Origin of the sequence: Anabaena sp. PCC 7938 (genome assembly GCF_049315035.1) — a bacterium.
Lineage (GTDB): Bacteria > Cyanobacteriota > Cyanobacteriia > Cyanobacteriales > Nostocaceae > Anabaena > Anabaena cylindrica.
On record NZ_CP186034.1, the window covers coordinates 3,376,688 to 3,403,418 of the forward strand.

General features: G+C 38.1%; 19 protein-coding genes. 11 read left to right on the forward strand and 8 right to left on the reverse strand.

Translation table 11 applies throughout. The features are described 5' to 3' along the window. Positions 1-13 precede the first annotated feature (13 nt). The 4 genes from tgt (at position 14) to psbM (ending at position 2,112) form a co-directional block, all read left to right on the forward strand. Positions 14-1,222 (forward strand): tRNA guanosine(34) transglycosylase Tgt, encoded by a 1,209-nt coding sequence (gene tgt / locus ACOWPH_RS15595; RefSeq protein ID WP_422665595.1) that lies wholly within the window; start codon positions 14-16, stop codon positions 1,220-1,222. 51 nt (positions 1,223-1,273) lie between these two features. Further along, positions 1,274-1,411: a photosystem II reaction center protein K gene (locus ACOWPH_RS15600; RefSeq protein WP_010995059.1), complete on the forward strand. Its 138-nt coding sequence runs from the start codon at positions 1,274-1,276 to the stop codon at positions 1,409-1,411. A gap of 182 nt (positions 1,412-1,593) precedes the next feature. Next, the gene (locus ACOWPH_RS15605; RefSeq protein WP_015216294.1) at positions 1,594-1,890 is read left to right on the forward strand and encodes a 2Fe-2S iron-sulfur cluster-binding protein; all 297 of its coding nucleotides are present in this window, start codon (positions 1,594-1,596) and stop codon (positions 1,888-1,890) included. A gap of 117 nt (positions 1,891-2,007) precedes the next feature. Beyond that, positions 2,008-2,112 (forward strand): photosystem II reaction center protein PsbM, encoded by a 105-nt coding sequence (gene psbM / locus ACOWPH_RS15610; RefSeq protein ID WP_015216295.1) that lies wholly within the window; start codon positions 2,008-2,010, stop codon positions 2,110-2,112. Positions 2,113-2,246: 134 nt separating this feature from the next. Here psbM and ACOWPH_RS15615 read toward each other — a convergent pair whose 3' ends face one another. The 3 genes from ACOWPH_RS15615 to ACOWPH_RS15625 all read right to left on the reverse strand — a co-directional run bounded on the left by ACOWPH_RS15615 (position 2,247) and on the right by ACOWPH_RS15625 (position 9,779). After that, positions 2,247-3,098 carry a universal stress protein gene (locus ACOWPH_RS15615; RefSeq protein ID WP_015216296.1) on the reverse strand — a complete coding sequence of 284 codons (852 nt, stop codon included), beginning with the start codon at positions 3,096-3,098 and terminating at the stop codon, positions 2,247-2,249. A 473-nt stretch (positions 3,099-3,571) separates the two neighbouring features. Continuing rightward, the gene (locus ACOWPH_RS15620) at positions 3,572-4,468 is read right to left on the reverse strand and encodes a CHAT domain-containing protein (RefSeq protein WP_422665596.1); all 897 of its coding nucleotides are present in this window, start codon (positions 4,466-4,468) and stop codon (positions 3,572-3,574) included. Positions 4,469-4,910: 442 nt separating this feature from the next. Next, the gene (locus ACOWPH_RS15625) at positions 4,911-9,779 is read right to left on the reverse strand and encodes a filamentous hemagglutinin N-terminal domain-containing protein (RefSeq protein ID WP_422665597.1); all 4,869 of its coding nucleotides are present in this window, start codon (positions 9,777-9,779) and stop codon (positions 4,911-4,913) included. Positions 9,780-10,011: 232 nt separating this feature from the next. Between ACOWPH_RS15625 and ACOWPH_RS15630 the strand changes: the two genes are divergently transcribed. Together ACOWPH_RS15630 and ACOWPH_RS15635 are read left to right on the forward strand one after the other, a co-directional pair. Beyond that, positions 10,012-11,814: a ShlB/FhaC/HecB family hemolysin secretion/activation protein gene (locus tag ACOWPH_RS15630; protein WP_015216298.1), complete on the forward strand. Its 1,803-nt coding sequence runs from the start codon at positions 10,012-10,014 to the stop codon at positions 11,812-11,814. A gap of 153 nt (positions 11,815-11,967) precedes the next feature. Beyond that, positions 11,968-15,042: a CHAT domain-containing protein gene (locus tag ACOWPH_RS15635; RefSeq protein ID WP_015216299.1), complete on the forward strand. Its 3,075-nt coding sequence runs from the start codon at positions 11,968-11,970 to the stop codon at positions 15,040-15,042. 300 nt (positions 15,043-15,342) lie between these two features. Here ACOWPH_RS15635 and ACOWPH_RS15640 read toward each other — a convergent pair whose 3' ends face one another. The 3 genes from ACOWPH_RS15640 to ACOWPH_RS15650 form a co-directional block, all read right to left on the reverse strand. Further along, positions 15,343-15,768, reverse strand: coding sequence for an HNH endonuclease (locus tag ACOWPH_RS15640; protein ID WP_015216300.1), 426 nt, complete (start codon positions 15,766-15,768; stop codon positions 15,343-15,345). Beyond that, on the reverse strand, positions 15,765-16,106 hold the full coding sequence (locus ACOWPH_RS15645; protein ID WP_015216301.1) for a hypothetical protein: 342 nt from the start codon (positions 16,104-16,106) through the stop codon (positions 15,765-15,767). The genes ACOWPH_RS15640 and ACOWPH_RS15645 overlap by 4 nt, the downstream gene beginning before the upstream one ends. A gap of 72 nt (positions 16,107-16,178) precedes the next feature. Beyond that, complete coding sequence (locus ACOWPH_RS15650) at positions 16,179-18,284, reverse strand: M3 family metallopeptidase (protein ID WP_015216302.1); 2,106 nt, start codon at positions 18,282-18,284, stop codon at positions 16,179-16,181. 235 nt (positions 18,285-18,519) lie between these two features. Between ACOWPH_RS15650 and ACOWPH_RS15655 the strand changes: the two genes are divergently transcribed. Next, the gene (locus tag ACOWPH_RS15655; protein WP_042465273.1) at positions 18,520-19,335 is read left to right on the forward strand and encodes a dienelactone hydrolase family protein; all 816 of its coding nucleotides are present in this window, start codon (positions 18,520-18,522) and stop codon (positions 19,333-19,335) included. 50 nt (positions 19,336-19,385) lie between these two features. Here ACOWPH_RS15655 and ACOWPH_RS15660 read toward each other — a convergent pair whose 3' ends face one another. Then, the gene (locus tag ACOWPH_RS15660; RefSeq protein WP_015216304.1) at positions 19,386-19,679 is read right to left on the reverse strand and encodes an acylphosphatase; all 294 of its coding nucleotides are present in this window, start codon (positions 19,677-19,679) and stop codon (positions 19,386-19,388) included. Positions 19,680-19,996: 317 nt separating this feature from the next. Between ACOWPH_RS15660 and ACOWPH_RS15665 the strand changes: the two genes are divergently transcribed. The 4 genes from ACOWPH_RS15665 to ACOWPH_RS15680 all read left to right on the forward strand — a co-directional run bounded on the left by ACOWPH_RS15665 (position 19,997) and on the right by ACOWPH_RS15680 (position 24,485). Continuing rightward, positions 19,997-20,440: a hypothetical protein gene (locus tag ACOWPH_RS15665; protein WP_015216305.1), complete on the forward strand. Its 444-nt coding sequence runs from the start codon at positions 19,997-19,999 to the stop codon at positions 20,438-20,440. 365 nt (positions 20,441-20,805) lie between these two features. Further along, positions 20,806-21,183, forward strand: coding sequence for a DUF1823 family protein (locus ACOWPH_RS15670; RefSeq protein ID WP_015216306.1), 378 nt, complete (start codon positions 20,806-20,808; stop codon positions 21,181-21,183). A gap of 320 nt (positions 21,184-21,503) precedes the next feature. Next, positions 21,504-23,165, forward strand: coding sequence for an alpha-amylase family glycosyl hydrolase (locus tag ACOWPH_RS15675; protein ID WP_015216307.1), 1,662 nt, complete (start codon positions 21,504-21,506; stop codon positions 23,163-23,165). A 276-nt stretch (positions 23,166-23,441) separates the two neighbouring features. Next, positions 23,442-24,485 carry a 3-deoxy-7-phosphoheptulonate synthase gene (locus ACOWPH_RS15680; RefSeq protein WP_015216308.1) on the forward strand — a complete coding sequence of 348 codons (1,044 nt, stop codon included), beginning with the start codon at positions 23,442-23,444 and terminating at the stop codon, positions 24,483-24,485. A gap of 55 nt (positions 24,486-24,540) precedes the next feature. On the opposite strand, the gene ACOWPH_RS15685 is transcribed toward ACOWPH_RS15680, so the two are convergent. After that, on the reverse strand, positions 24,541-26,451 hold the full coding sequence (locus ACOWPH_RS15685; RefSeq protein ID WP_015216309.1) for an acetate--CoA ligase family protein: 1,911 nt from the start codon (positions 26,449-26,451) through the stop codon (positions 24,541-24,543). Positions 26,452-26,731 lie beyond the last annotated feature (280 nt).

Here is a 26,731-nt window from a genome sequence, read left to right on the forward strand (position 1 = left end):
TTACTAATTACCAATGACCAATTTTTCCTTTGAATGTCTAGCTAGTTGTAGTCAAACAAAAGCCAGAGCCGGAATATTTTTCACCCCCCATGGTGTTGTAGAAACTCCCAGATTTATGCCTGTGGGTACACTGGCAAATGTGAAAACCATTACCCCTGCTCAACTAAAAGATACTGGGGCGCAGATGGTTTTATCAAATACTTATCATTTGCACCTCCAACCAGGAGAAGCAATTGTTGCCGGAGGTGGTGGGCTGCATAAGTTTATGGGCTGGAATGGTCCCATGCTCACAGATTCTGGCGGCTTTCAGGTTTTTAGTTTGAGTGAAATGCGAAAGATTACAGAAGAAGGTGTAACTTTTCGCTCGCCCCGTGACGGACAGATTATTAAATTAACGCCAGAACGCTCCATTGAAATTCAGAATATTTTAGGGGCTGATGTGATCATGGCTTTTGATGAATGTCCCCCCTATCCAGCCACTCGTGAAGAGGTAGAAGCAGCCACAGACCGGACTTATCGCTGGCTAGAACGCTGTATAGTTGCCCATCAACGCAGTGATCAAGCCTTGTTTCCCATCGTGCAGGGAGGGGTGTATTTAGATTTACGCGCCCGTGCTGCCAATGCTTTGGCCGAGTTGGATATGCCAGGATATGCCATTGGTGGGGTGAGTGTGGGGGAACCGACGGAATTGATGGCGCAAATTGTCAAAACTACAGCGCCATTGTTACCTGTTAATAAGCCTCGTTATTTGATGGGTGTGGGAACTTATCGAGAAATGGCGATTGCGATCGCTTCGGGGATAGATTTATTTGATTGTGTGATTCCCACCAGATGGGCGCGACATGGAACTGCGATCGTATCCGGTGAACGTTGGAATTTGAAAAATGCCAAGTTTCGTGAAGATTTTGCACCATTAGATGAAACTTGCCCTTGTTATGCTTGTCAAAATTTCAGTCGTGCATATATATCCCATTTAGTGCGATCGCAGGAAATATTAGCCTACACATTATTAAGCATTCACAATATCACCGAACTAATTCGCTTTACCCAAAAGATTCGGGAATCAATTTTGAGCGATCGCTTCCTCACCGACTTTGGACACTGGCTTACAGATGACAAGGGGCAGGGAGCAGGGGAGCAGGGGAGCAGGGGAGTTTTTCTAATTACCAATTACCAATTACCCATTACCAATCACCAATTACCAGTCCCCAAACCATGTTAATATACATCTTAAATATGAAAGCTGTGTTGGATTAGTTGGATATAAACAAACATGGAAGCCGCACTGTTATTAGCAAAATTGCCTGAAGCCTACCAAATCTTCGACCCCTTGGTAGATGTTCTCCCAATCATTCCTGTTTTCTTCCTGTTGCTTGCTTTTGTTTGGCAAGCTGCTGTAGGTTTCAGGTAAATCGATGTATTTTTAACTCCGTGGACAGGAAACACACACCTGTCCTAATTTTTTGTGTAATCATCTTATTAAAAATTGATATTTATTAATATTTTGCAATAAATAACCATAATTAAATGGGATAATGTATCAAGCTTGGTCAAAACAAAGCCAATAGACACATTTACACTCAGGGAGGAGTTATGGGAAATATTAAATTTGTTAAAGAGAATAAAGAAATAGTGACCGCAGATGGTGCAAATCTCCGACTCAAAGCCATGGAAAATAACATTGATATATATACATTGATTGGCAAAATGACCAATTGCGGTGGTGCAGGTCAATGCGGTACTTGTATAGTTCAGGTAGTAGAAGGATTAGAAAACCTATCACCACGCACTGATTTTGAAAACCGGAAATTTAAAAAAAAGCCTGATAACTACCGTCTAGCCTGTCAAACCCTGGTTAATGGCCCTGTCAGTGTCGTTACAAAACCTTAACTTTTGGTTATGTACTCGTGATTAGTATTGGCGAAAGCAGAAAATTTGGAAAAACTCAGTCATAGATGATGCTATTCTAAAGTTGTTGACTGGAAATCAAAGAGAGGCTATCTTGCCATGCAAGTTAATGACCTGGGCTTCGTAGCAAGCATTTTGTTCGTGCTAGTGCCTGCCGTTTTTTTAATTATGCTTTACATCCAAACTGCCAGCCGAGAAGGTTGAAAAAATAGTTAATACTTTAGCTATAAAATAAAAACCCTTACACTCATTCAGTGCAGGGGTTTTCATTTATCAATCGCTCAAACCAATATTTGATTATGGATTGGTAATTAGAGAAATTATTACTAAAAACGCATTTAAGCAGAAGTTCGTGCCAACAATACTGGACAAGTTGCATTAACTCGGACGTAATCAGACAAAGAAGCGCCAATCAATCGGTCTAGATCAACAAAACTCTTAGCAATAGATGGACGACGATCTGGAGAACCTAATACTAACAAGTCTACATTCAGTTCTTCAGCTAAACGACAAATTTCTTCCCCAGGTTTGCCACTACTGGTGACACAACGAACCGCGACACCTTGTCTCTCTGCTTCTGCAACTGCAAGCCCTAGAACTGAATTTTTTTCTGGCTTAATATCAGTAATTCCCGATAATTTGCCACCTAAATCTGTATTAATATTAGCCAAAATTAACTGGCCACCTGTGACACCACGCAGGATGAACAGAGCTAAATTCAAACAACTTGTTGCCGCTTCAGATTTATCTATAGCCACCATAGCACGCTTGATTCTTTTGACATAAATGTCATCTTTAACCAGCAACATGGGACGAGAAGATAATTGGAAAACATACTGACTAACAGAATTCCCTAAAATTGATTGCAGTCGCTTGAGTCCCCGTGAACCCATGACAATCAAGTCAGCATCCATTTCTTCAGCTACTTGGCAAACGACATCTTTAGGATCTCCTTGCCGCAAAATCGAAGAAACTTGGCTAGGATCTAAGTCCAGAGACTGAATCGCATTAGCCAGAATCTTACCACCTTCTTCCCATTTATCTGTCATTACAGCCGCAGTGCTTTGTGGGGATACAACGTGCAGAACCGTAACTTTTGCAGATTGGATTGAGGGCATTTCTTTCAATGTCTTCATCATTTCTTCTGCGTGTCCCAGTCCAGAGACAGCCAGCAAAATTTTTTCTATCATCTTCCGTAATTGTTCTTAAGGGTTCTTTGGGTTTCGCTGCTAGTACTGAGCATCAGAACTGATGTTCTCCACTTTGCTCAACAACCTAGTCAGTAAATAGGCACAAATTAACTTTAGTTATTAGTTATTTAGTTATTAGTTAGTGCTACTAACACTAGCCAATGAGAAGAAAACTAATAAATTTTTAAGTTTCTTTGCGCTTAATTACTTAAAATTGCAACTAGGCTTTCGATAGATTAAGCATACTCTCAATTTACCCTAACAAACTTTACGAAATATGATGTTAGTTATTATTTTTAATCTATATTTATCTTTTTTAAACTGGTAACTGGTGATTGCTGAAAGCCTTGAAGCAACTGGGTTTATATTCAGGATAGGCTCAATAACCTACTACATTTATAAGCGCAGCCATGCCCGCATGGCTTTACAAAACTCAGCATTCACTCAGCACTTTGCTACACCTGCAAACCGACTTACCAAGGATTGCCAACCATTGTGAATGCTGCCCAATAATAAGGATGGGAAAGGGATTCATTCGGTTGTTCAAAACTTTCAGTAGGTAAAGGTAAGCTGCCAACTTGTTCCAAACCTTGTAACTGACCATTTTTTAAATAAATCTTCCCTGTTGCCATAGCTACTTGAGCTTCTCGGAGGGCTTCTGCACGAATAGGAGAAGTTTTTAAACTCTCGTAAAATTTTGCCATCAATGCAGCTGTCCCAGTGTCGTTAACAGCCCAAAGACTGGCAACACTAGTTTTTACACCTGCCAATACTGCTAAACCTGCAAATCCAATTTCTGCTTCTTTATTCCCCAAAGCACTTCTACAAGCACTCAGTACCAGCATTTCCACCGGGGGGTTATTAAAACCTAATTGCCTGATTTCGTTCAAACGTAATTTATTTTCCCATAGTTGAATATAGGAATTATCCACAGCACCGCCAATAAAATCAGCATGGGTGGCCATGTGAATAATGCCAAAAGGTTGATAGCGACGGAGAGATTTCAGATTATCTAACGTGGCTTGTTCGTTCAACAATAATTTGCCAGGCCAGAGTTTATTAACTAATGTTGATAACTCTATAGGTACTGCTGGTAAAGGTTCTTGCCCTTGGGTACTCAGAGAAACACCCATTGCTAAGAGTTGGGATTGTTTGATGTCTGTATAGAGGGTATTGGTTAAGCTGAGGCTAGGCATTAAACCAATACTATAATTTTCGACCAAAAATTTTTGCCCATCATGAAGAGCAGCCATAGGGGTTGAGCGTAAGCCGACATCTGGTAAGAAAACCAGGTTTTTGATGCCTTGAGTTTGTAAATCTGCCTGTATTGGGGCAATTATCCAACGATAAAGTTGTTGAGCAGGTTGCAAGTAAGTTTTGCGGGTGCGGAACTGTGGACTAGCGATTTGGTCACGAAATTCCTTTGCAACTTTGAGAACTTCAGCTTTTGTGACATTGGGAATACGTTTACGTATGGGGTTTCCAGTTCCGGTTACTACTATAACTTCTAGTTGGTCACTATCCTGATCAGTTATGATTTTTAACTCTTTATTAGCAGTTTTTCCTGAAGATGAATCTGGTGAAATTTCTACAGGGACAAAACTGAGATAGATAAATGCAGGTTTGACACCTGTTGCTTTCTCAATTTGGCGAGTAATCTCTTTGGCTTCATCTATGCTTTTGACTCTAGGAGTGGGTATATTTAATTGACTGGTAAAGATGTTGGTAAATTTATCTTCAGGAGTGGGATCAGAATTAAGAATTGGTTTATCAGAATCAGGAGGTTTTTCTGGTGGTTTTTCTGGTGGTTTTTCACACTGGAAAGTACAAGGTGGTGGTGTTGAGGTATTTGCTTGGGGGAGTGATGTTAATTGTTACTGTAGCAGGTGTGGAGAATGAAACGCGATCGCTCGATTTAACTGTAAACGCATTAATAGAGTCAGTTGTATCCGTTGGTGGGGTGTAGTTTAGCGTCTCACCTGAAGATATGATATCTCCCGCAACTAATACGGTATTACCTCTTCTCAGAGTCCCAGTCAGAATAGAATCGATCTCTATAGTTGTGTTATCAGCATTGACATCACCCGTAACCGCATTAAATGTAAAACTTACCTGCTGATTTGCTTCAACATTAAATGATATTGGTGAGGTTGCCGTTATCGTGGGAGGTGTGTTGACCGAAGTGATTGTAATCTGTGTTGGAGTTCCAGTTGCATCACCACCAGTAGGTAAAACAGGAAAGCTGCCTAAAGATATGTTTGCATCACCCGCATTCAGCGATCCTACTGTGCCATTAACACCAGCAGATCCGACAGTAAAGGGTTCGTTGTCTGGACCACCATCATGTTGAATTTTAATCGTCCCACCTGTATTGGCAATTGGTACAGTGCCAGTAATATTACCATCCTGAGATAGGGTAGCCAGATTTCCACCTGTTGCGATGGTATTACTGGAAGTGCCGACAGTTCCTGTTCCTAAAATCAAGCCATTGGTAAGGACTTCTACGTTGCCACCTTTGACTGAGTTACCAACGGGTTCTAAGGTATCTGTTGTAGACTGAGTATTAATACTACTAAACTGAATAATGCTACCAGAGGAATTAGTAGTATTCAGGCTTACATTTCCACCCTTAATAATAGTTATACCGTCTACAAAAGTGGCAACTACTGAGGTATCAATTGCACCATTAACAGTGATGTTATCTCTGGCATTTAAACTAACTCCACCCCCCTCTCCCGTAAAATTTCCTCCGCTGGTTCTTGTCATGGAGGAATTAATACCATCCGTGGTGATACTACCTGTTGTACTTGTAATGTCAACACTACCACTGGTGGCGGTACTAGTTGTAGGCTCTGTGATGCTAGTATTGATAGCTCCTACATCAACTGTTCCATTGGCAGATAAAGTAATATTGCCACTTAAAGAATTATTATTACCATCAGAATTCTGGTTAATAAGGTAGGTGTCGAGATTGCCTAGTTGAATACTGCCATTGGTACTATTAACTTGAATATTACCTGCTTGAGCAACGTAACCTTGTCCAAAGGCAACAATGTCACCTGCAATAATATTCCCCGCAGCAGATAAAGTGACATTACCACTACTACCGAAACTTCCTGCGTTTAAAGTTGTGTCAAAATTTCCCAGATTTAAGCTTGCACCGGAAATACTAATATCTCCCCCAACAGTCCTGATAGTATTGGTGAGATTAGCAAAATTTACCGCACCAATGGTGGAAGTCAGGCTGAAGCTACCGCTGTTACCTAAGTTTAGTGTAGCTACACCAGCAGCGGTGGTTACTCCAGGTGTATTACCTGTAATGGCATTAATGGTGATATTCCCTGTGGCTTGTAAATTAATATTTGCACCCGCACCTAAATTTGCTAAAGCACCCCAAGAAATGGTATTAACTCCATTATCTGCATCTCCAGAAGCAATAGTCCCGCTAAATGAAGTATCAAATGTGCCTGAATTTAAGGGAGCATCAATAATGGTTAAGGTTGTGGGATCTAATAATAAATTACCCATGCTACCATTAACTGCTGTAGTATTTACCTGTCCATTGAAGGTGAGATAATTTTGACCTGATACTTCTACAAAACCACCATTGCCAGAATTTGCTCCACCACGAGCAGTAATATTACCAAAGAATTTTGCACTATTATCAGCCCAGATAATTACCCGTCCCCCGTTACCATTAACGTTACTATCGGTTGAAATAACTGAATTGGCATCAACGTAAGTATTTGTAGCATTAGGTACAGTTCCTTCACCTTGGGTATCTCCTCCAATTAGTACCTTACCTCCGCCATTATTACCAGATGCGTTGATGTTGGTCTTAATTAAACCGATCTGATCACCAAGTATATTTACTATACCACCAGTTGCACCAGATACATCAACTTTACCAGAAACAATAGTTGTACCCGGAGTGGTGGGAAGTTTAACATCAGAACCCGTGACTTGAACTGTACCATCAGAATTGGCCGTTAAACCTGTATTACCAACTGTGAGCAAATCAGCAAGGGAAGGAATTGATAAAGCTGGGTTATTTGGTTGATTTTGTGCAGAAAAAGGCTGAATTTCCAAACTTAACAAATTTCCTGCTTGACTCAAACGTACTAAATTTTGTCCAGGCACGGATGTAATAGAAATCTGTCCTCTCGGTGCTGTGAGTTGTCCGGTATTTGCGACTGTACCGCCTAATAAGTTTAAACTCTGTCCTGTACCAACTGCTAAATTACCAGCATTGATAATTGATCCTTGCTGACTCATTGTAAAGGCGAAACTGTCAGGGTTTCCAAATAAAGCAGAGTAATCATTTGTACCGAAAGCATTAAACCAATTATTGCCAAACCCAATCCCGTTGGCAGTTGTGACTGTGAAAGCACTAGGTAAATTTAAACTGGCGTTACTGCCAAATACAAAGCCGGCAGGATTCATTAAATAGAGGTTGGGATTACCTCCTGTTACTTGTATTAAACCATTGATAATAGAAGCATTACCGCCTGTAATTCTACCCAGAATATTGTGCAGATTGGGGTTGGCTATGAAGTTGGCTATTTGTCCTGGTGGTACACTAAACTCCTGAAAACTATGGAAGAGGTTAGTACCGGATGTTGTCCCACCAGTAATATCTATTCTGCCAGTGTTGAAAGTGACAATTGTACCTGTACCATCGGCGTTGGGTACTATGCTTATTAGATTAATACTACCATTGGGAAATAAACTGATATTCCCACCTGGGTTTGAAATCACATCACTGTTGATAGTGATAGTTCCGACATCAGTTATGATTGGATTATCGGCAGATATGGTTATGCTGGAACCGTTAACACTATTAGTGTGGGTAAAATCCAAGTTACCAATGCTAGTACCTAAATTTACTACTTGAATACTATTACTAGCATTAACTTGAAAGTCCCCTGAAATAATAAAATCGCCATTGGGATTGACTAAATTTATATCATTACCCAGAATATTAACTTTACCGCCAGTTGCACCAGATACATCAATATTACCGGAAGCGATCGCAGTACCAGGGATAGTGGGAAGTTTAACATCAGAACCTATAACTTGAACTGTACCATCAGAGTTGGCAATTAAACCTGTGTTACCAACTGTGAGTAATTCCGGCAAAGATGCAATTGATAAAGACGGGCTATTCGGTTGGTTTTGTCCAGAAAATGGCTGAATTTCCAAACTTAATAAATTTCCTGGCTGACTCAAACGCACCCAATTTTGTCCAGGTACGGATGTAACTGAAATCTGTCCTCCTGGTGCTGTGAGTTGTCCTGTATTGGCAACTGTACCACCCAATAAGTTTAAACTTTGTCCTGTACCTACTGCCAAATTACCAGCGTTGATAATTGCTCCTTGCTGACTCATGGTAAAGGCGAAGCCGTTGGGGTTTCCTACCAAAGTGCTGTAGTCATTATTACCAAAAGCATTAAACCAGTTATTCTCAAAACCGATACCATTGGCTGTTGTGGCTGTGAAAGCACCAGGAACATTTAAACTAGCGTTGCTGCCAAAAACAAAACCGGCAGGATTCATTAAATAGAGGTTGGGACTACCTCCTGTTACTTGTATTAAACCATTGATAATGGAAGCATTGCCACCTGTAATTCTACCCAGGATATTTTGCAGATTGGGGTTAGCGAGAAAGTTGGCTATTTGTCCTTGTGATAAGCCAAATTCTTGAAAGCTATGGAAGAGATTAGCGCCAGATGTTGTTCCACCATTGATATTGATTGTGTTGCCGTTGGGGGTGACAATTGTTCCTGTATCTGCATTGGGGACTATTTGGGCGTTGGCTAATCCCCCACTAATGGCTCCCACTAAGGGGATGATATAAGGGGTTAAACGCCAACAGAAAGCTTTGATTGTTTTAGTGGCGCTGTTGACAAAATCTTGCCAGGGTTGTTTGCGTCGGAGTATAAAGCGACTTGTAGATAGTTCGAGATCGATTTGATATTTATCACTGAGTCCCCGACGTTGGAGAGCTTGGGATATTGCTTTTTGGGAAGATAAGAGGGTTTGTTTTCGGCATACTTGGGAGGTGTTATTTGAGTGTTGCCGATAGTAGTAAAGTGGTTTTTGTACACGCCCTATTTGGGTAATTTCTGAAAGTCGCAAGCAGAGATCATAGTCGTCAGCGTAATTTGCGAAACTTTCGATGTCGTTAACTTGCTGATAAACTGAACGACGAATGAGGCGAAATTGAAAGGTCATGAAGTCTACTAACAGACGCTGTGGAGAATAGGGAATGTGACAGCGATGACCGTAGTTGAGAAATTTTCCGTCTTTGTCTATGTCTATGTAGTCGGTGTAGACGAAGCCGATTTTAGGGTTGCAGTTGAGGATAGCTGCGGTTTCGGCTAGGGCTGTGGGGGCGAGGATGTCGTCACTGTCTACGTAACCAAGGTAGAGTCCGGTAGTTTGAGCGATCGCTTTTTGTCGAGCCGTAGCTATTCCCAAATGAGGTGCAGCTACTACTCGGACTCTACGATCTTTTTGGGCATATTCACGAGCAACTGTCACTGATTTATCTGTGGAGCCATCATCCCATACTAGTAATTCTAAGTCTTGCCATGTTTGTTCTAGGACACTAGCAATCGCACTCCCAAGGTAAGACTCCCGGTTGTAATTGACGATGACAATAGATATCAGTTGTGACATCGAAGTACTCCGCAATTTTTGCTCTGTTCAGAATATAATGCTGGAAATATAACTTAGGTACAATCGTAAGTTAAATATTTTTTATTTACAAATTTTATTCATCTTTGAATGTCATAGTAATAACAAATGTATGATATTCATGCGGTGAACAGCCAACATTGTACCGTAAAGATGGTAATAACCGATAACTGTGAACTAACAACTGCTAAATAAGGCATCCCAAGGAAGTGAAATGAGAAAAGAAACAAAAACTGGTGTGAAAAAAGCAGCTAAAAAACAGCCAGGCATTGTATATTTTTTTCATCAATTGGTCATTCTGCGGAGTTATCAAAGCATCTCATTTCAATGCGCTTTGCTAATTCTGAATATAATCTCGATTGTAGCCATTAATGGTATGAAGGCTACGGCTAGTGATGGTAAGGTTTTTAACTCAGATTCTTATTTGGATCTTGATCATTCCCAATCTGTAATAGTACAGACACCAGATGCTCTGCCTCCTGAATCAGCACCACCAGCAGAACCTGAGCGTATTTATATACGGCAAATTAAGGTTATCGGTAGCACGGTTTTCAATGAAAATGAATTGAATGCTGTTGTACAGCAGTTTACCGACAAAGAATTAACTCAAGAAGACATCAGAAAAGCAGCAGATGCTGTTACCCAACTTTACTTAAATAAAAATTATCTTAATTCTAGAGCAGTCCCAGTTACCCAACAACCCAATACAACAGATGGTATTGCGGTAATTCAGGTGATTGAAGGACGTTTAGCAGATATTGAAATTACAGGAACAAAGCGGTTAAATCCTGCTTACATTCGGAATCGAATTCAACTGGGTGCTGGTATTCCTTTGAATGCTATTAAATTAGAAGAACAATTAAGATTACTACGAATTGATCCACTATTTGATAATGTGGAAGCTAGTCTACGTCCATCCGGTCAAGTTGGTCAAAGTCTGCTGCTAGTCAGAGTTCAAGAGGCTAAATCTTTTGAGTTTGGTTTGAGTGCAGATAACTATTCACCTCCTAGTGTTGGTTCAGAAAGATTGGGGATTCAACTACGAGAGCGGAATTTAACTGGAATAGGAGATGAATTAGCTGGTTCTTATTATCGCTCGGTAACAGGTGGTGCTGATAGTTTTGATTTTAGTTATCAGATTCCTGTTAATGCCATGAATGGGAAAGTACAATTGAGAGTTGCCCCCAGCAGGAGTGAAATTACAGAACCACCATTTAAAGATTTAGGGATTAGAGCCGAACAAGATGTATATGAAATCAATTATCGTCAACCTTTAGTCAGAACTCCCAGAGAAGAGTTTGCTTTGTCTTTAGGATTTACCTATCAAGATGGTCAAACTTTTTTGTTTGATCAACTCCCCACACCTTTTGGTATAGGCCCTGATGAAAATGGGGTAAGTCGTACCAGTGTAATTAAATTTGCCCAAGATTATACAAGAAGAGATCAGCAAGGTGCTTGGTCAGTGCGATCGCAATTCAATTTTGGCACAGGCTTATTTGATGCTACAACAAACAATTCTCCCACGCCTGACGGTCACTTTTTCAGTTGGTTAGGTCAATTAGAAAGAGTGCAACGAATCAACGACAATAATTTATTAATTGTGCAAGCAGACTTACAAATTACACCAGATAGTTTGTTACCTTCTCAACAATTTGTGATTGGGGGTGGTCAATCTGTACGGGGATATCGACAAAATGCCCGTTCTGGAGATAATGGATTTCGGGTAGCAATTGAAGATAGAATCACAGTAAAACGTGACGCTGCGGGATTACCCATAATTCAGGTGATTCCCTTTACTAATTTAGGTGCAGTTTGGAATAAATCTGATAATCCTAATAATCTACCCAATCAAACCTTTTTAGCCAGTGCAGGTTTAGGATTATTGTGGAATCAAGCTTTGGGAATTGAACATTTAATCATGCGACTTGATTATGGTATACCCTTCATTGATTTAGATGACCGGGGTAATAATGCTCAAGATGATGGTTTTTATTTTAGTGTCCGTTATCAACCATAGTAAAGGTAAGGAGTTCGGAGTTCGGAGTCAGGAGTTCGGAGTCAGGAGTCAGGAGTCAGGAGTCAGGAGTTCGGAGTTCGGAGTTCGGAGTTAGAAAGAAAGAAGAATATTTTTTCTTCTGTTCCCTGCTATATCAAATTACCAATTACCAATATGATAAAATTTCGTTTAATTACTATATCTGCTTTGATTGCTTTAAGTTCGCCTTATTTGATTGTTTATCCTTCAGAAACAGTTCTATCACAAGCACCAACACCAACATCCGAAGAAGCTATTATTGAGGCCATTAATCTCAATAATAATGGGGAAGGTTTAGTTTATAAAGACTTAGTAGGTTTGGGTGAATTAAACGCTGGCTTAGAAATGTTCAAGCAAGCGTTAACCATTTTCAAAAAATATAAAGCTACAGCAGGAGAAGCTAATAGTCTGGTTAATATTGGCTATATTTATCTGCGAAAAGGAGAATATCAAAAATCATTGGAATTTTTCCAACCAGCTTTAGAGATTCGCAAAAAAAACAAAGATAGAGAAAATGAATGGATACCCCTTTCTTACATGGGAGAAGTTTATCTCAATCTTGGTAATTACCAAAAATCGCTGGAGTCTTATCAATCTAGTTTAGCTATTCTCAAAGAACTCAAAGCCGCTAAACCAAAAGAATCCAGTTATTCTACCAGTGAAGCAATTATTCTGACTGATATTGGTGCAGTTAATTTTAGACTAGGACAGTATCAAAAAGCACTCGATTTCTATCAGCAAAGTTTAGTAGTTCAAAAAACAGAGAGCGATCGCATTGGTAGTGTGCAAACTTTGAATAATATAGGAGTAGTGTATGTTAATTTGGGCAACTATGCCCAGGCACTAGATGCTTATCAGCAAGCGGAAAATACTCTCCAAGACTGTTGTTCTATTTATTATGGGACACAAGCTGCAATCCTCAATAACTTTGCAGGTGCTTATTTTAGTTTAGGTCAATATCAAAAATCCTTAGAATTTGCCGAAAAATCTGCAACTATTTACAAAAAACTGCGGACTGGTGAGTACAAAGGTACAACTAAAAAGGAGATTGAGTTACTTTATAATGCTTTAGGTGATAATCCTCAGGCATTACAACAACTTACTAATCGTGCTAATGTTGGTGATGCATTTGGCAAAGATTCTTTTCAATTTCAAGGTGAATCACTGAATCTCAACAACATTGGACAAATTTACTTTGGTTTAGGTAAATATGAGCAAGCGTTAAGTTTATATCAACAGGCTTTAAATATATACAAAGAAAATAATTATAAATCAGGGATTGCTGTTACTCTCAATAATATGGGACGTATTTATCAAAATCAAGGTAAATATGACCAAGCAATTGAATTAAATCAACAGGCTTTAGTTAATTATAGAGAAGTTGGAGATAGAACTGGTGAAGGTGTAACAATTAGTAATTTAGGACAAATTTACCAGAAACAAAATCAGAATGAAAAGGCTTTAGAATTCTATCAGCAAGCTTTAACAATACATCGAGAAGTTAGTGATAAAGTTAGTGAATCTGCAACTTTAAAATTTACTGGAGATGTGTTATCTGCTCAAAAACAACCACAATTAGCGATCGCATTTTATAAACAATCGGTAAACCTCACAGAAACCATTCGTCAAAATTTACGCGTTATCCCCACAAATATTCAAAAATCCTATACAGAAACAGTTTCTGAGAGATACCGCAAACTCGCAGACTTATTACTTCAGCAAAATCGTCCAGCAGAAGCGCAGGAAGTTTTAGATTTATTGAAAATCCAAGAAGTAACTGATTTTCTTGGTAACAGTCAAAGAAGTCCTCAAAAAACTAATAATATATCTAATAATAACCAAAGAAATCCCGAAAAAATAACCACCATTTCCCCAAATAAATTACCCCTAAAACCCCAAGAACAAGAAATTACTCAAAAATATAGTGCTATTCAAGATAAAGCCATATCCTTGGGTAAAGAACTGACAGAACTGCGAAAAATTCCCCAAAAATCTCGCACAGCTACCCAAGAAAAACGCATTGCTGAATTAGTGAAATCAGAGCAAACAATTACAGCCGAATTTAATAAATTTATCAAAAGTCCATCTGTAGTTTCATTAGTACAGCAATTATCTATCAGCACAGGACAAGAAAATATCAACCTCCGTCAACTTAACTCAATTCGGGATAATTTAAGACAGTTAAATCAAAAAGCAGTATTACTTTATCCCTTAGTTTTAGATGATAGATTGGAACTAGTCATAGTTAGTGCAGATTCTCCACCTATTCATCGGACAGTACCAATTAAAAAAGCCGAATTAAATCAACTGATTACACAATTTAGACAAGAATTAACTAATACCCGAAAAGATGTAAAACCAACAGCTAATAAATTATATAATTATCTCATTCAACCCATCGAAAATGACCTCAAACAAGCTGAGGCAAAAGTTATTATTTATGCTCCCGATGATCGCTTAAGATATATTCCTTTAGCAGCATTGTATGATGGCAAAAATTGGTTAGCACAAAGATATACTGTTAATAATATCACGGCTGCAAGTTTGACAAAATTAGATAACAAACCTCAAAAAAATCTTCAAACATTAGCAGCAGCTTTTACAAAAGGAAAATATACAGTTAGCTTAGGAACTGAACGTCAAGCAGAATTTAGCGGTTTAGAATTTGCTAAAGTCGAAGTAGAAAACCTAGCTAAAACAATTCCGGGGACAAAAATATTATTAGATAATGAATTTACACCTAAAATTACAATTCCCCAAATGAATGATTATAAAATCGTTCATTTGGCTACACATGGACTACTTGTAACTGGTGAACCAGAAAATTCATTTATTATCTTTGGAGATGGAGAAAAAGCAACACTACGAGATATAGAAAATTGGTCTTTACCAAATGTAGACTTAGTAGTTTTAAGTGCTTGTCAAACAGGTTTAGGCGAAAAATTAGGAAATGGACAAGAAATTCTTGGTTTAGGTTATCAGATTCAACTCACAGGTGCAAAGGCATCTATGGCTTCTTTGTGGAGTGTTTCTGATGGAGGAACACAAGCTTTAATGAATGAATTTTATACACTTTTAAAAGTAGGAAATGTGACAAAAGCGGAAGCATTACAAAAAGCACAACTTGCCTTATTAAATAATACTAATAAAACAGAATTTAAACATCCTTATTATTGGGCTGCATTTATTTTAATTGGTAATGGGTTATGAGTTGAGTTAAATTTTTATTTCAGAATCTTCATCTTCTAATTCTTCTAATGCAGAGACTAACATTGCTAAATTTAGGTGTGTACTATACCAATGGAAAGAGTAGTTTGTAGGGTGGGTTAGACGCAACAAACAATCATGGAAAAAGATGAGATAATTATTATTGTGCGCCGTAACCCACCAGGAATATTGATGGTTGATGGTGGGTTATGCTGTTGCTAACCCACCCTAAAGTTGCATTGAGTGAAGCTGTTAAACAAGGAATTGATGCTAAAAAGAACGAAATCAAAGGTTTAGAAAATATTAAATATTGGGCGGATGTTCGCCCATTTTTACCCACATTTTACGTACACGAGTTAATTGTGAACGGTTCATTTTTAAAGCAGAAATTGTTACTCTAGCCACAGGTGTAAGTCCTACAATTTCCGTAGCATCTTCACTCCAAGTAAAATGCTGTATCCATGATTGCTGTTGAGGATGAAATAGTTTAACCTCCTCTTGAGTATTTGGATCAATTGCTGTTTGACGAGTTGCTTTATAACGATTACAAGATGGACAAGCTAAACAGAGATTTTCAAACACTGTTTCACCATCAGCTGACCGAGGAATGATATGCTCAAATTCAAAGGTAGTAACTGTTAGAAATTCAGCAGTACGACAGTAAGCACAACAATCTGCAAAACAATGACGAATTTTTTCTTTTAATTCAACAGAAATATAAGCACTCACGCTACTTTCGGTTTCTCTTGAAGTTGGTTTAAAGTATATCTAGCTCTAGTTTTAAGAATATTTAATTGATCAACCTGTGCCAGCAATTTGTCTAAAGTTTCACTTTCTTCATTAGACAATTGATTTTCAGAATTTTTCATTAATAACTTATCTAACTGAATCTGACTTTTAGGAGACAAAGAAGTTTCTGCTAAAGCTTGCAACTCATCCTGACTTAAACCAATCAATAATTCAGTATCTGCTGATAAATTGGTTAGCTGTTGGTAAGTTTCCAAATTTAACAATACACCAACTCTATCTCCTTCTGTATTCGTTATATACTGCACTGATTCAGACATGGTTCTATTGCGTAAATCCTAGATTTTAAAGATTTTGTTGGGTTAGCAACAGTGTAACCCAACCTCCTAATTCTACACAGCAGCCAATAAACCATTATGTTTTAGCAGCGCAGTAGTACTGGGTTCCCTACCTCGGAAGGCTTGAAAAACTTCCATTGGGTGCTTACTACCACCTAGTGCTAACACTGTATCCCGGTAGCGTCTACCAGTATCGTGTATTGCTTCCTCATCTTCTAGACCAGCTTCTTCAAAAGCAGCAAAAGCATCAGCACTGAGAACTTCTGCCCATTTATAGCTATAGTAACCGGCTGCATAACCACCTTCAAAAATGTGACCAAATGCACATAAAAACCCATCTCCAGGTAATGGGGGTAAAACGGTAGTAGTTTTAGCAATGCGATGACGTACATCTACGGGAGTTTCTTTACCACCAGGACGATAGCGGTAGTGTAGTTCTAAATCAACGCTGCTGAGGTGAATTTGCCGCAACATTGCCGAACCACTCATGTAATTACGTGCTGCTAACAGCTTTTGGTAATAATGCTCTGGTAGTGATTCACCGGTTTCGTAGTGTTTAGCCATACCAAACAAAGTGGGGCGGTCGTAACACCAGTTTTCCATGAATTGGCTAGGTAATTCCACTGCATCCCATTCTACATTATTAATACCTGCTGCTCCAGTATAATCAACCTTGGTGAGCATATGATGCAAACCATGTCCAAATTCGTGGAATAATGTTTCGACTTCATCAAAAGTCATTAAACTGGGCTTGTCATCAACTGGGGGAGTTTGGTTGCAAATCAAATAAGCAACAGGTAAACGAATGCTGGTGATACCATTTTCTTTGATTTTGCGACGATGAATACAAACATCCATCCAAGCACCACCGCGTTTTTCAGCAGGACGGCTGTAGGGGTCTAGATAAAAATAAGCGATCGCATTACCATGTTTATCAGATATTTGGAAATAACGTACATCCTCATGCCACACAGGGGCTTGACCATCAGCAGGAGTCACTGTCACCCCAAACAACCGTTTCACTAGCCCAAATAACCCATCTAGCACCTGTGGCAGGGGAAAATAGGGATGCAATTCCTCCGCTGTAAAGGCAAATTTCTCTTCCTGTTGACGTTCTGCCCAAAAGCTGAAGTCCCAATGTTGCAAATTATCAGCTTCTGCTGCTCCCTTAGCTTTAGCAAAGGCTTTTAGTGCTTCTAAATCTTTAACAGCAGCATCATAACTCGCTTGACGTAGTTCTTCTAACAGCTTTTCTACCGCTTGGACATTCTTCGCCATCTTACTGGCTAAACTCAGTTCGGCAAAATTCTGAAAGCCAATTAACTGAGCAAGTTCTTGCCGCAACTCTAAAATAATGTCAATTAAAGGGTTGTTATCCAATTCCCCAAAGGTGGCACGGGTAATATATGCCTTGTAAAGCTTTTCCCGTAAATCCCGACGGGTGCTGTGTTGCATAAAAGGGAAATAGCTGGGAAAATCCAAAGTGATATGCCAAGGGCCATTTTCTGGAGTGGCATTTTCTTCTCCTGCCGCACGAGCAGCTTGAGCAGCGAGACTGAGTAAACTACTTGGTAAACCCTCTATTTCCGCTTTAGTTGTTAAGCTTAAACTAAAAGCCGTAGTTGCATCCAAAAGATTGTTAGAAAACTTAGTAGCCAGTTCTGCTAACTGCATTTGAATAGTGTTGAAACGCTCTCTGGCTTCTCCTTCTAGTCCCACACCAGATAATTTTGCATCCCGAATCGCGGCTTCAACAATGCGCTGCTGGGCTGATTCTAACGTTACCCAGGTACGACTAGAGCGGAGGGCTTTAAAAGCATTATAAATAGGCTTACTTTGACCAAGAGTGTTCATAAACTGCACTACTTGCGGCTGAACCTTTTCATAGGCTATGCGTAGTTCTGGGCTATTTTTAACAGCCATTAAATGGTTCAGTATCCCCCAACTCCAATGTAGCCTTTCTGTCAACCGCTCTAGAGGTTCTACCAAACCGCTCCAGGTTGGTTCTACATTAGCTTCTAAAATATCTAGCTGTTGCTTCAGGTCTGCTAACAGATGCCTGAAGGATGGTTCTACTTGCTCCGGTGTAATCTCTGCAAACGGAGGTAAACCACAGCCTTGAACAAGGGGACTTTGAGAAATAGTAGCAGTTGCACTCATGGTTTTTTTGTTAGTAGCCAATAAATAGGGGAAACAATGATTTTTATTTATATAACTAATAATGTACCTTCACTACACAATTTAAGCTTGCTAGAATGGCACTCTTCTAAATTTAGGAAAATCTGCCGGAAAGCGGAAGCCAAATTTGTGCATTAACCAGTATGATGCGGCTGTCGTTTTTGGAGATTTTGTGGGGATAATTAAGCATGATGAGTGTTTTAGTATTTACAAATTCATGAAAATTCTGCTTTCTATTTTTTTTACGCCGGTGGTGATGTTGTTGACTCCTGGGGATGTGTTAGCAGCAATTAGAACCAAAACTATTGAGTACAAGCAAGGAAATACAATTTTAGCAGGCTATTTAGCTTATGATGACGCAATTAAAAGTAAACGTCCTGGTGTTTTAGTGGTTCACGACTGGACAGGCTTACAATCGTTTGCCAAACAACGGACTGAGCAATTAGCGAAGATGGGTTATGTTGCTTTTGCAGCTGATATCTATGGCAAGGGTATAAGACCAAAAAATGCCGAAGAGTCAGGAGCGCAAGCGAAATTGTATCGTGATGATAGACAATTATTACGCGATCGCGCGATCGCTGGTCTACAAGTTTTACAAAAAAATCAATTCACTGACCCCAAACGCATTGCTGCCATCGGTTACTGCTTCGGTGGTGGTACAGTCCTAGAATTAGCCCGTAGTGGTGCAAATATCCAAGGTGTAGTTAGTTTTCACGGCAACCTCGACACTCCTAACCCCGAAGATGCCAAAAACATCAAATCCAAAGTATTGGTACTGCATGGAGCAGATGATCCCCTAGTACCAGAACAGCAAGTAAACGGCTTTGCCAGAGAAATGCGGCTGGCTAATATAGACTGGCAATTAATTTCTTACGGTGGAGCAGTTCATTCCTTCACCAACCCCGCAGCCAAAGATAAACTCAAAGGCTCAGTTTATAACCCCATTGCGGAGCAGCGTTCTTGGCAAGCCATGCGGCAATTTTTTGCAGAAATCTTTCGTACACCAGGTTCAAATAGCAAATCCAGTAATTAGACCTAACTTCAATCGTCGTTCCTAATTGTACTGTATCCGTCCCAGTGCAACTATAGAACTTCAAATCTCCGCAACCCTTCCGGTTGTTCATACTCAACCACAACGTTCTTCACCACCGCTGCTGGTGGCCCAATGTGACACCAGCGCACCATCTCTTCTACAACCTCCCCAACTCCCTCAAACACAGCTTCCACTTGATTATCAGGAAGATTTCTCACCCAACCCGTTAACCCCAACTGGCTGGCTGTATCTAAAGTGGCATAGCGATAGCCCACCCCTTGAACTCGACCAGTAATCAAGACATGAGCGCGGATTAGTTTTGGTAATAGTGTCGAATTTTGCATAAACTAGTGAAAAAATACAGAAGGGAAAAAAGGTTGTTTGATTCAAGTATTGACTATTTTCAGTTTACCTAGTTTATGAACACAGGTACTATGAGAAATTAACACTGAATTTTTAAAATACATTGAGACTCAAATCCATACCCGACAAGGCTTTGATCTTAAAACCCATTTATAAATCAAATAAGAGTCCTATATCAAAAAGGTGTGAACAGTTACAATCATTTCTATGGAAGTACCAAAGCCATCACAGTTTATTAAGTCTTTAACCTAAACATAACAAAAGAATCTAGGCAGAACTTATAAAAGGACAAAATATCATGCACCAACATTTATCTCATTGTGAACAAGCATTACTGAACAATTTAGAAATTCGGCAGTATTTGCTCAAAATGTCGGAAATTGTGAAAAAGCATTTTCCAGAGAATAATACTGAAGCAGAAATATGGTACGGAAGAATGTTTGAAGGATTTAAAATTTTCATACCTGAAGTACAAGAATTAATTCATGGAGTGATAAATGTATGTTTTTGGCAACAATCATCTGAAGATGGCACTTTTAGCTTGAGCGCCCCTTATAAATTGGATCATATAGAATTTCATTCCATTTGGGACAAAGCACATAAAATAGATGCCTATTACAGCTTTTGTGGAAATTGGGTTTACAGCGGATGGATTACAGATGATCAAATAGCTAATGATCAAGTTACCGCCGTTTGCGTAGAGCTTTTTAATTTGTTTAAAGACGTAAAAATAACTCCATAGCTGACAAAACACCATGTGAGAATAGTGTAAAGATCCTTTTTTAGCAAATTCATCTCTAGGTTGTATCCCATAAATCTTTCCATCAACTTCCAAAAAGATAAAATTATTTCTGTCTTCATAAATCTATCCAGGTAGTGAAAATAATTTATTATGACAACCAATGCCTTGTCCAAATCGAAAAAAAATCTTGATTTGTAGATTTGTAGGTTGGGTTAAGGGACGTTCACGTAGTGTGCCGGAGGCATAACCCAACAAATGCGTCGGGTTGCGCTGTCGCTTAACCCAACCTATAAAAAATGGACAAGGTATTGGACAACTGGATAGTATTTATTCTGCACATAACAACAGACCCATTTTAATTGCTTATGTCTAACCTACCACCACTTAACACAGAAACAATTTGGGCAATCATCAACGATACAATTGATGATGATACAGTTAATCAATTAGTTTGGTATTACTTAGGTTATCATTACAACTCCACACATAAACAATGGGATACTAGTAAAGCAGCCGTAGAATGGCGAGATGAATATCCACAACCTATAAATTTTCTTGATTCTCGTCCTGCAACTATGAAATTAACTCGTTCTATTCCCCAAGAAAACAAACAATTACTCAAAGAAAAACTAGGTTTTAAAGGTTATAAAATCGGTGATTTTGGACCCCGACAAACTCGCAGAGCAACAGCAGCCAATTGGTTATTAAGTTATATGGTAATTACCACTGGAAAAATAGAATAAATTTCTATCTTAGAGGATGTTTGAAAACTTGGACTGTGGTATCTAACATCCTCTCAGACTGAGCCTGTTGAGGTCTTGCCGGTTACAGGATTTATCTGCGTTCAATTATTAATATTTTATTCTATGCAGCTTCATATTTACTTGCTAGAAACTCAGTTGTACTGAATATTATAAATATTACTAAAATAACAAAAAAAATAAATTTCCAATATACCTCCTAAGTTAGATTACATACATATTTAAATATTCCCCAAGAATGATTGTACTATAAAGTGTAGTATTAGAGAATATATCAGGTTTCTATACTAAACAAAAGCTTTATGGCAAAGTCAATTGAATTTAAATTATTTGCTCCCTACAACAAAGGAGTAGCCTTAATGGGGTCTTTTTCTAATTGGCAAGAAATACCAATGGAAAAAGGGAAAGATGGATATTTTCGGACAAACGTACAATTAGCAGACGGAAGTTATAGCTATAAATTTCGAGTTCAATCAAACTCCTGGTTTTTTGAACCAGGACAGTGGGTTGATGTCACAGATCCTTATGCCACAAACATTGATGAGATGGGTGGAAAAGATGATGGTATGATCAGAATAAAAGATGGGGAAATTATTACTGATACATATGTTTGGAGACATGATGATAAACATTTATCACCAGATCATGAATTAGTAATTTATGAAATGCACGTTGGGGACTTTTCTGGTGGAGAAGATGATCCTTATGCAAGAGGAAAATATAAACACGTAGTCGAAAAACTAGATTACCTCTGTGAATTAGGAATCAATGCAATTGAGTTAATGCCTATAAAAGAATATCCTGGTAGTTATAGTTGGGGTTATAATCCCCGTCACTTCTTTGCCACAGAATCTAGTTATGGTTCTACAACAGATTTAAAAAATATGATAGACGAGTGTCATGCCAGAGGCATTCGTGTGATTATGGACGGAATTTTCAACCACTCAGAAGCATCCAGTCCCCTCACCCAAATAGACCATGACTATTGGTATCATCACTCTCCTCGTGATCCAGAAAATAATTGGGGTCCAGAATTTAATTACGAACATTATGACAAAAATTTAGATATTTATCCTGCCAGAAAATTTATTGGTGATACAATCCGTTTTTGGATTGAACAATATCATATAGATGGTATTCGTTATGATGCCGCTAGACAAATCGCCAACTATGATTTCATGCATTGGATTGTTCAGGAAAATCGAAATGCTGCTGGTGTTAAGCCTTTTTATAACATCGCTGAACATATTCCAGAAACTCCCAGCATCACTAATCAAGATGGGCCAATGGATGGTTGCTGGCATGATAGTTTCCGGCACACAATTACAGTACATATTTGCGGTGATGTCTTTGAATTAGAAAATCTCAAAGATGTTATTGACTGTAAACGTCAAGGCTTCATGGGGACAACCAATGTTGTTAATTACTTAACTAATCATGACCATGATCATCTGATGGTTGAGTTGGCTAATCGTGATATTTTTGACGAGGAAGCTGTAAAGCGGGCTAAATTAGGAGCAGCTATTCTCATGACATCTGTTGGTGTACCTTTAATTTGGATGGGTGAAGAATTTGGTGAATATAAACCTAAACAATCTTCCGCATCAAAAATTGATTGGAATTTGCTAGGTAATGACCTAAATCGCAGCTTGTTTGATTACTATAAAGGCTTGATTAATTTGCGTAAAACTAATCATGCACTATACACAGAAAACATTGATTTTATCCACGAAAATCCAGAAACAAAAGTTCTCGCTTATAGTCGATGGAATGATGAAGGTTCTCGTGTAGTAGTAGTAGCCAATTTCTCTAATGACTTCTTAGCTGGCTACCAAATTACTAATTTTCCCTCTAGTGGTACATGGCATGAATGGACAGGTAATTATGATATAGAAGCAGGTGAAAATACTATTATGACAGACTTAGGCTCTTATGAAGCCAAAGTATTTGTCTGGCACAAATGAAATATACTATAACTGCAACAGCATTGTAGTTATGTTGAAGAGGGGGTTATTTACCCCCCCTTGATAGAGATGAAAACTATAAAATTTAACATCAACAAATATTTTGTACATCAAAAGTCATATAAATAATTAACTAAATTAAATAAAAAATAACTAAAAAGTTAAATTGATAATATTATTTAATTTCCATGAAAGAAACTTGTATTTTTTCTTGAAAATGTGTATAGTAATCGTTTACACATTAAATAGCCTTAGAGCAATCAAGCGATTGTCGTCATGATCAACAAATTAATTAACACTAACATTAAGAGTTCCCACGTCTTATTAACTCCCAATGAAGTTAAAGCCAAATTACCTTTAACTAAATCTGTAGAACAAAGAATTTTGCAGTTCAGACAAGAAATAGAACATATTCTTGATTTTCAAAATAACAGAAAATTTATTGTAGTTGGGCCTTGTTCAATTCATGATCCTAAAGCAGCTATAGAGTATGCAGAAAAATTGAAACTTTTAGCAGATAAAGTTGAAGATAAACTGCTGCTAATTATGCGGGTTTATTTTGAAAAACCCAGAACAACTGTAGGTTGGAAAGGATTAATTAATGATCCAGATATGGATGATTCTTTTCATGTAGAACGGGGTATTTTAATTGCTCGTAATCTGTTATTAAAATTAACAGAATTAGGATTACCAACCGCCACAGAAGCACTTGATCCCATCATCCCACAATATATTAGTGAATTGGTTGCTTGGTCAGCAATTGGAGCCAGAACAACTGAATCACAAACTCACCGAGAAATGGCTAGTGGACTTTCTATGCCGGTCGGTTTTAAAAATGGCACAGATGGTAATATTAATGTAGCTTTGAATGCTCTAAAATCAGCGAAGGAACCACATAATTTTTTAGGAATTAATCAAAAAGGACAGGTGAGCGTATTTCAAACTAGAGGTAATGCCTATGGTCATGTGATTTTGCGAGGAGGAAGTCAACCTAACTTTGATATAGATAATGTCAAATTAGTGGAAGAACAATTAAAAGCGGCAAATTTACCACCGAGAATAGTGATTGATTGTAGTCATGGTAATACCAATAAAGACTATAGAAAACAACCTTTTGTATTAGAGAATGTGATTCAGCAAATAATTGATGGTAATACTTCAATTGTAGGGATGATGCTGGAATCAAATTTATATGAAGGTAGTCAACCCATTACTGGAAAACGAGAAGAATTGCAATATGGTGTTTCAGTAACGGATAAATGTATTGGTTGGGAAGAAACAGAAAAGATTATTTTAGCTGCTCACGCTAAACTCAAATAAATCACATCTTGCAGAGACGCAGGTCAATTTTTCTGCGTTCCTCTGCATAAAAAAATTAGAAAATTGAGCTAATGATCTGCAAATAAAAATTGAGAAAGTCTTCTTCTCTATCTAAAGTGTAATCTTCAATTAACCCTTTATGGCGAATAGAAACATTATTTTCTTTTTTAATCAACGCCATTGAACCATCTATTGCATCTCTGAGCAAAATCATTTCCGTTTCACTGGGATTATCCAAAATAACAATATTACTACCTTGATAAAGCATTCCTTCGGCTTCGAGAATATCTTCTGAATATTCAGCAATTAGTAAATCTAATTGGGGATGACGTAACAAAGTCTGCACGTTGTAGTTGTAATCTTGATGCAAAATTTTTTCTGCCCGATTGATAAATATTCCCTCATTACATACAGCACCAATTATCAAGTCAGGATATTTTAATAAAATATGATCAATTGTTGCTTGTAGTTCGGTGAGACTGATTTTATTAAAAGTGATAATTGGGATTTTGGCATCTTGAGCAGATTTAAAAAAGGTTGATAAAATATGAAAAGGAACGTCAATAATTTCACCTTTAACTGGGTTAAGGTGCATAAAAATACCGGGTGCGGCATTAATTTTTAAAATAGTAAAATTACCAGATTTCCAAGATTTAGAGATATTTTTAGCAATGATATCAATACCCAGACAAGTGAGGCGAAAGTTTTGGGCGATGTCTTGGGCTAAGATAATATTGTCCGGGTGAATTGTATTTGTGGCATTGATGCTAATACCCCCGGATGATATATTAGCACTTTTACTAAGATAAATAGTGCGATCGCTCTTCACGATACTATCCAAGCCTAACCTCTGTTCATGTAGATACAATTCCATGCCTTCATTAATCAAAATCTTACACATGGGTGAGGTGGGTGTATCTCTTCGTTTCGGGTTGCGATTTTCTCGTTTGATTAATTCTCTAATAGTTGAATACCCATCACCTACAACTGATGCTGGTACAAGTTCTGTAGCAGCAACAAATTTACGATTCACACACAGTAACCGAAAATCCTTGCCTAAAACACTTTTTTCAACAATTATCCGCTGTGATTCCTCTTTGGGAATTGCTAGTATCGCCTTATTATAGGCAGATTTTAACTCTCTAGCATTCTGTACATCAGCAGTTACACCAATTCCTTTATGACTCACCACAGGTTTAATTGCAACTGGGTAGCCAATTTCTCGCGCTACAGCTAAAGCTGCTTTTTCAGAAATAACAATATCACCATTGGGAACAGGGAAACCCAATCTTTGTAGAAATTCCTTACAGTCATCTTTCCGGGTTGTGAATTCTGAATCTAGATGGCTATCAACATCAAAAGTTGTTGCTACTCCACGTATTTGTTTTTTCCCATAGCCATATTGCGTTAATCCTTCTTCCCATAAATAGAAAGCAGGAATACCCTGTTGATATGCAGCTTGCAATAAAGCATAAACGGTAGATCCACCATAAACAGATTCCCGGAAGCTATTTTGTAATTTAATTAACCGTTCTTCAAAGGGGAAATCTTCATTTTGAGAAATACTTTCAAACCAATCCCAAACTAAGTAAACTACTCCTCTAATTGTTTGTTCATGAAGTGCTTGAATACCAATTCTTACATAAGAAGGATATGGCTTAATAGTCCAATTATTAAGATGCAACCCCATATCTAATTTGCCCACTTCGGAGATCACATGAGCAAATAAATCAGCATATAATTGATATTTTTGTCCTGCTAAGTAAGGATAAAAATCACTAATAATTAAAACATACTTTTTAATAGGTAGTGGATCTTGATGTTCAGTCAAAGCAAAATCAAATACTAACGCCCCTGTATCTAAATAAGGGTTTGAACCAATATAATACTTGAAGTTGAAAATATCAAAAACATCAGTTCTTCTCGCATTGATGCGAATTCTATCAGTGCTTTCGTCTTGAACCATTAATTGTTAACCTTTGGCTAGAGAACTCAAAATTTTGATTCTAAGTTAAATTACTCAGAGTCTTCGAATTTCAATCGACTTACACTGGTTTAGACTATTTTTTCGATTCCCACCCACTTCTATTATGCAAAAAGTCAGCTATCTTAGGGCGTAATTTAAACTTGATTAAAGTTTTTTAAATCAGTATCTAGACAGAAATGATAAAAATATCACCGGGGAAAGATGTAATAGGTTGACCAATTTGATATAAATGATGTTAGTACTTAAGGAGACGGCAATG

Excerpts from the sequence above, each read along its gene's own strand:
- ACOWPH_RS15685 (WP_015216309.1), bottom strand. The coding sequence starts at position 26,451 with ATGGTTCAAGACGAAAGCACTGATAGAATTCGCATCAATGCGAGAAGA.
- ACOWPH_RS15670 (WP_015216306.1), top strand. The coding sequence starts at position 20,806 with ATGTCTAACCTACCACCACTTAACACAGAAACAATTTGGGCAATCATC.
- ACOWPH_RS15625 (WP_422665597.1), bottom strand. The coding sequence starts at position 9,779 with ATGTCACAACTGATATCTATTGTCATCGTCAATTACAACCGGGAGTCT.
- ACOWPH_RS15635 (WP_015216299.1), top strand. The coding sequence starts at position 11,968 with ATGATAAAATTTCGTTTAATTACTATATCTGCTTTGATTGCTTTAAGT.
- ACOWPH_RS15645 (WP_015216301.1), bottom strand. The coding sequence starts at position 16,106 with ATGTCTGAATCAGTGCAGTATATAACGAATACAGAAGGAGATAGAGTT.
- ACOWPH_RS15600 (WP_010995059.1), top strand. The coding sequence starts at position 1,274 with ATGGAAGCCGCACTGTTATTAGCAAAATTGCCTGAAGCCTACCAAATC.
- ACOWPH_RS15655 (WP_042465273.1), top strand. The coding sequence starts at position 18,520 with ATGAAAATTCTGCTTTCTATTTTTTTTACGCCGGTGGTGATGTTGTTG.
- ACOWPH_RS15665 (WP_015216305.1), top strand. The coding sequence starts at position 19,997 with ATGCACCAACATTTATCTCATTGTGAACAAGCATTACTGAACAATTTA.
- ACOWPH_RS15630 (WP_015216298.1), top strand. The coding sequence starts at position 10,012 with ATGAGAAAAGAAACAAAAACTGGTGTGAAAAAAGCAGCTAAAAAACAG.
- ACOWPH_RS15680 (WP_015216308.1), top strand. The coding sequence starts at position 23,442 with ATGATCAACAAATTAATTAACACTAACATTAAGAGTTCCCACGTCTTA.
- ACOWPH_RS15615 (WP_015216296.1), bottom strand. The coding sequence starts at position 3,098 with ATGATAGAAAAAATTTTGCTGGCTGTCTCTGGACTGGGACACGCAGAA.
- ACOWPH_RS15650 (WP_015216302.1), bottom strand. The coding sequence starts at position 18,284 with ATGAGTGCAACTGCTACTATTTCTCAAAGTCCCCTTGTTCAAGGCTGT.
- tgt (WP_422665595.1), top strand. The coding sequence starts at position 14 with ATGACCAATTTTTCCTTTGAATGTCTAGCTAGTTGTAGTCAAACAAAA.
- psbM (WP_015216295.1), top strand. The coding sequence starts at position 2,008 with ATGCAAGTTAATGACCTGGGCTTCGTAGCAAGCATTTTGTTCGTGCTA.
- ACOWPH_RS15660 (WP_015216304.1), bottom strand. The coding sequence starts at position 19,679 with ATGCAAAATTCGACACTATTACCAAAACTAATCCGCGCTCATGTCTTG.
- ACOWPH_RS15675 (WP_015216307.1), top strand. The coding sequence starts at position 21,504 with ATGGCAAAGTCAATTGAATTTAAATTATTTGCTCCCTACAACAAAGGA.
- ACOWPH_RS15605 (WP_015216294.1), top strand. The coding sequence starts at position 1,594 with ATGGGAAATATTAAATTTGTTAAAGAGAATAAAGAAATAGTGACCGCA.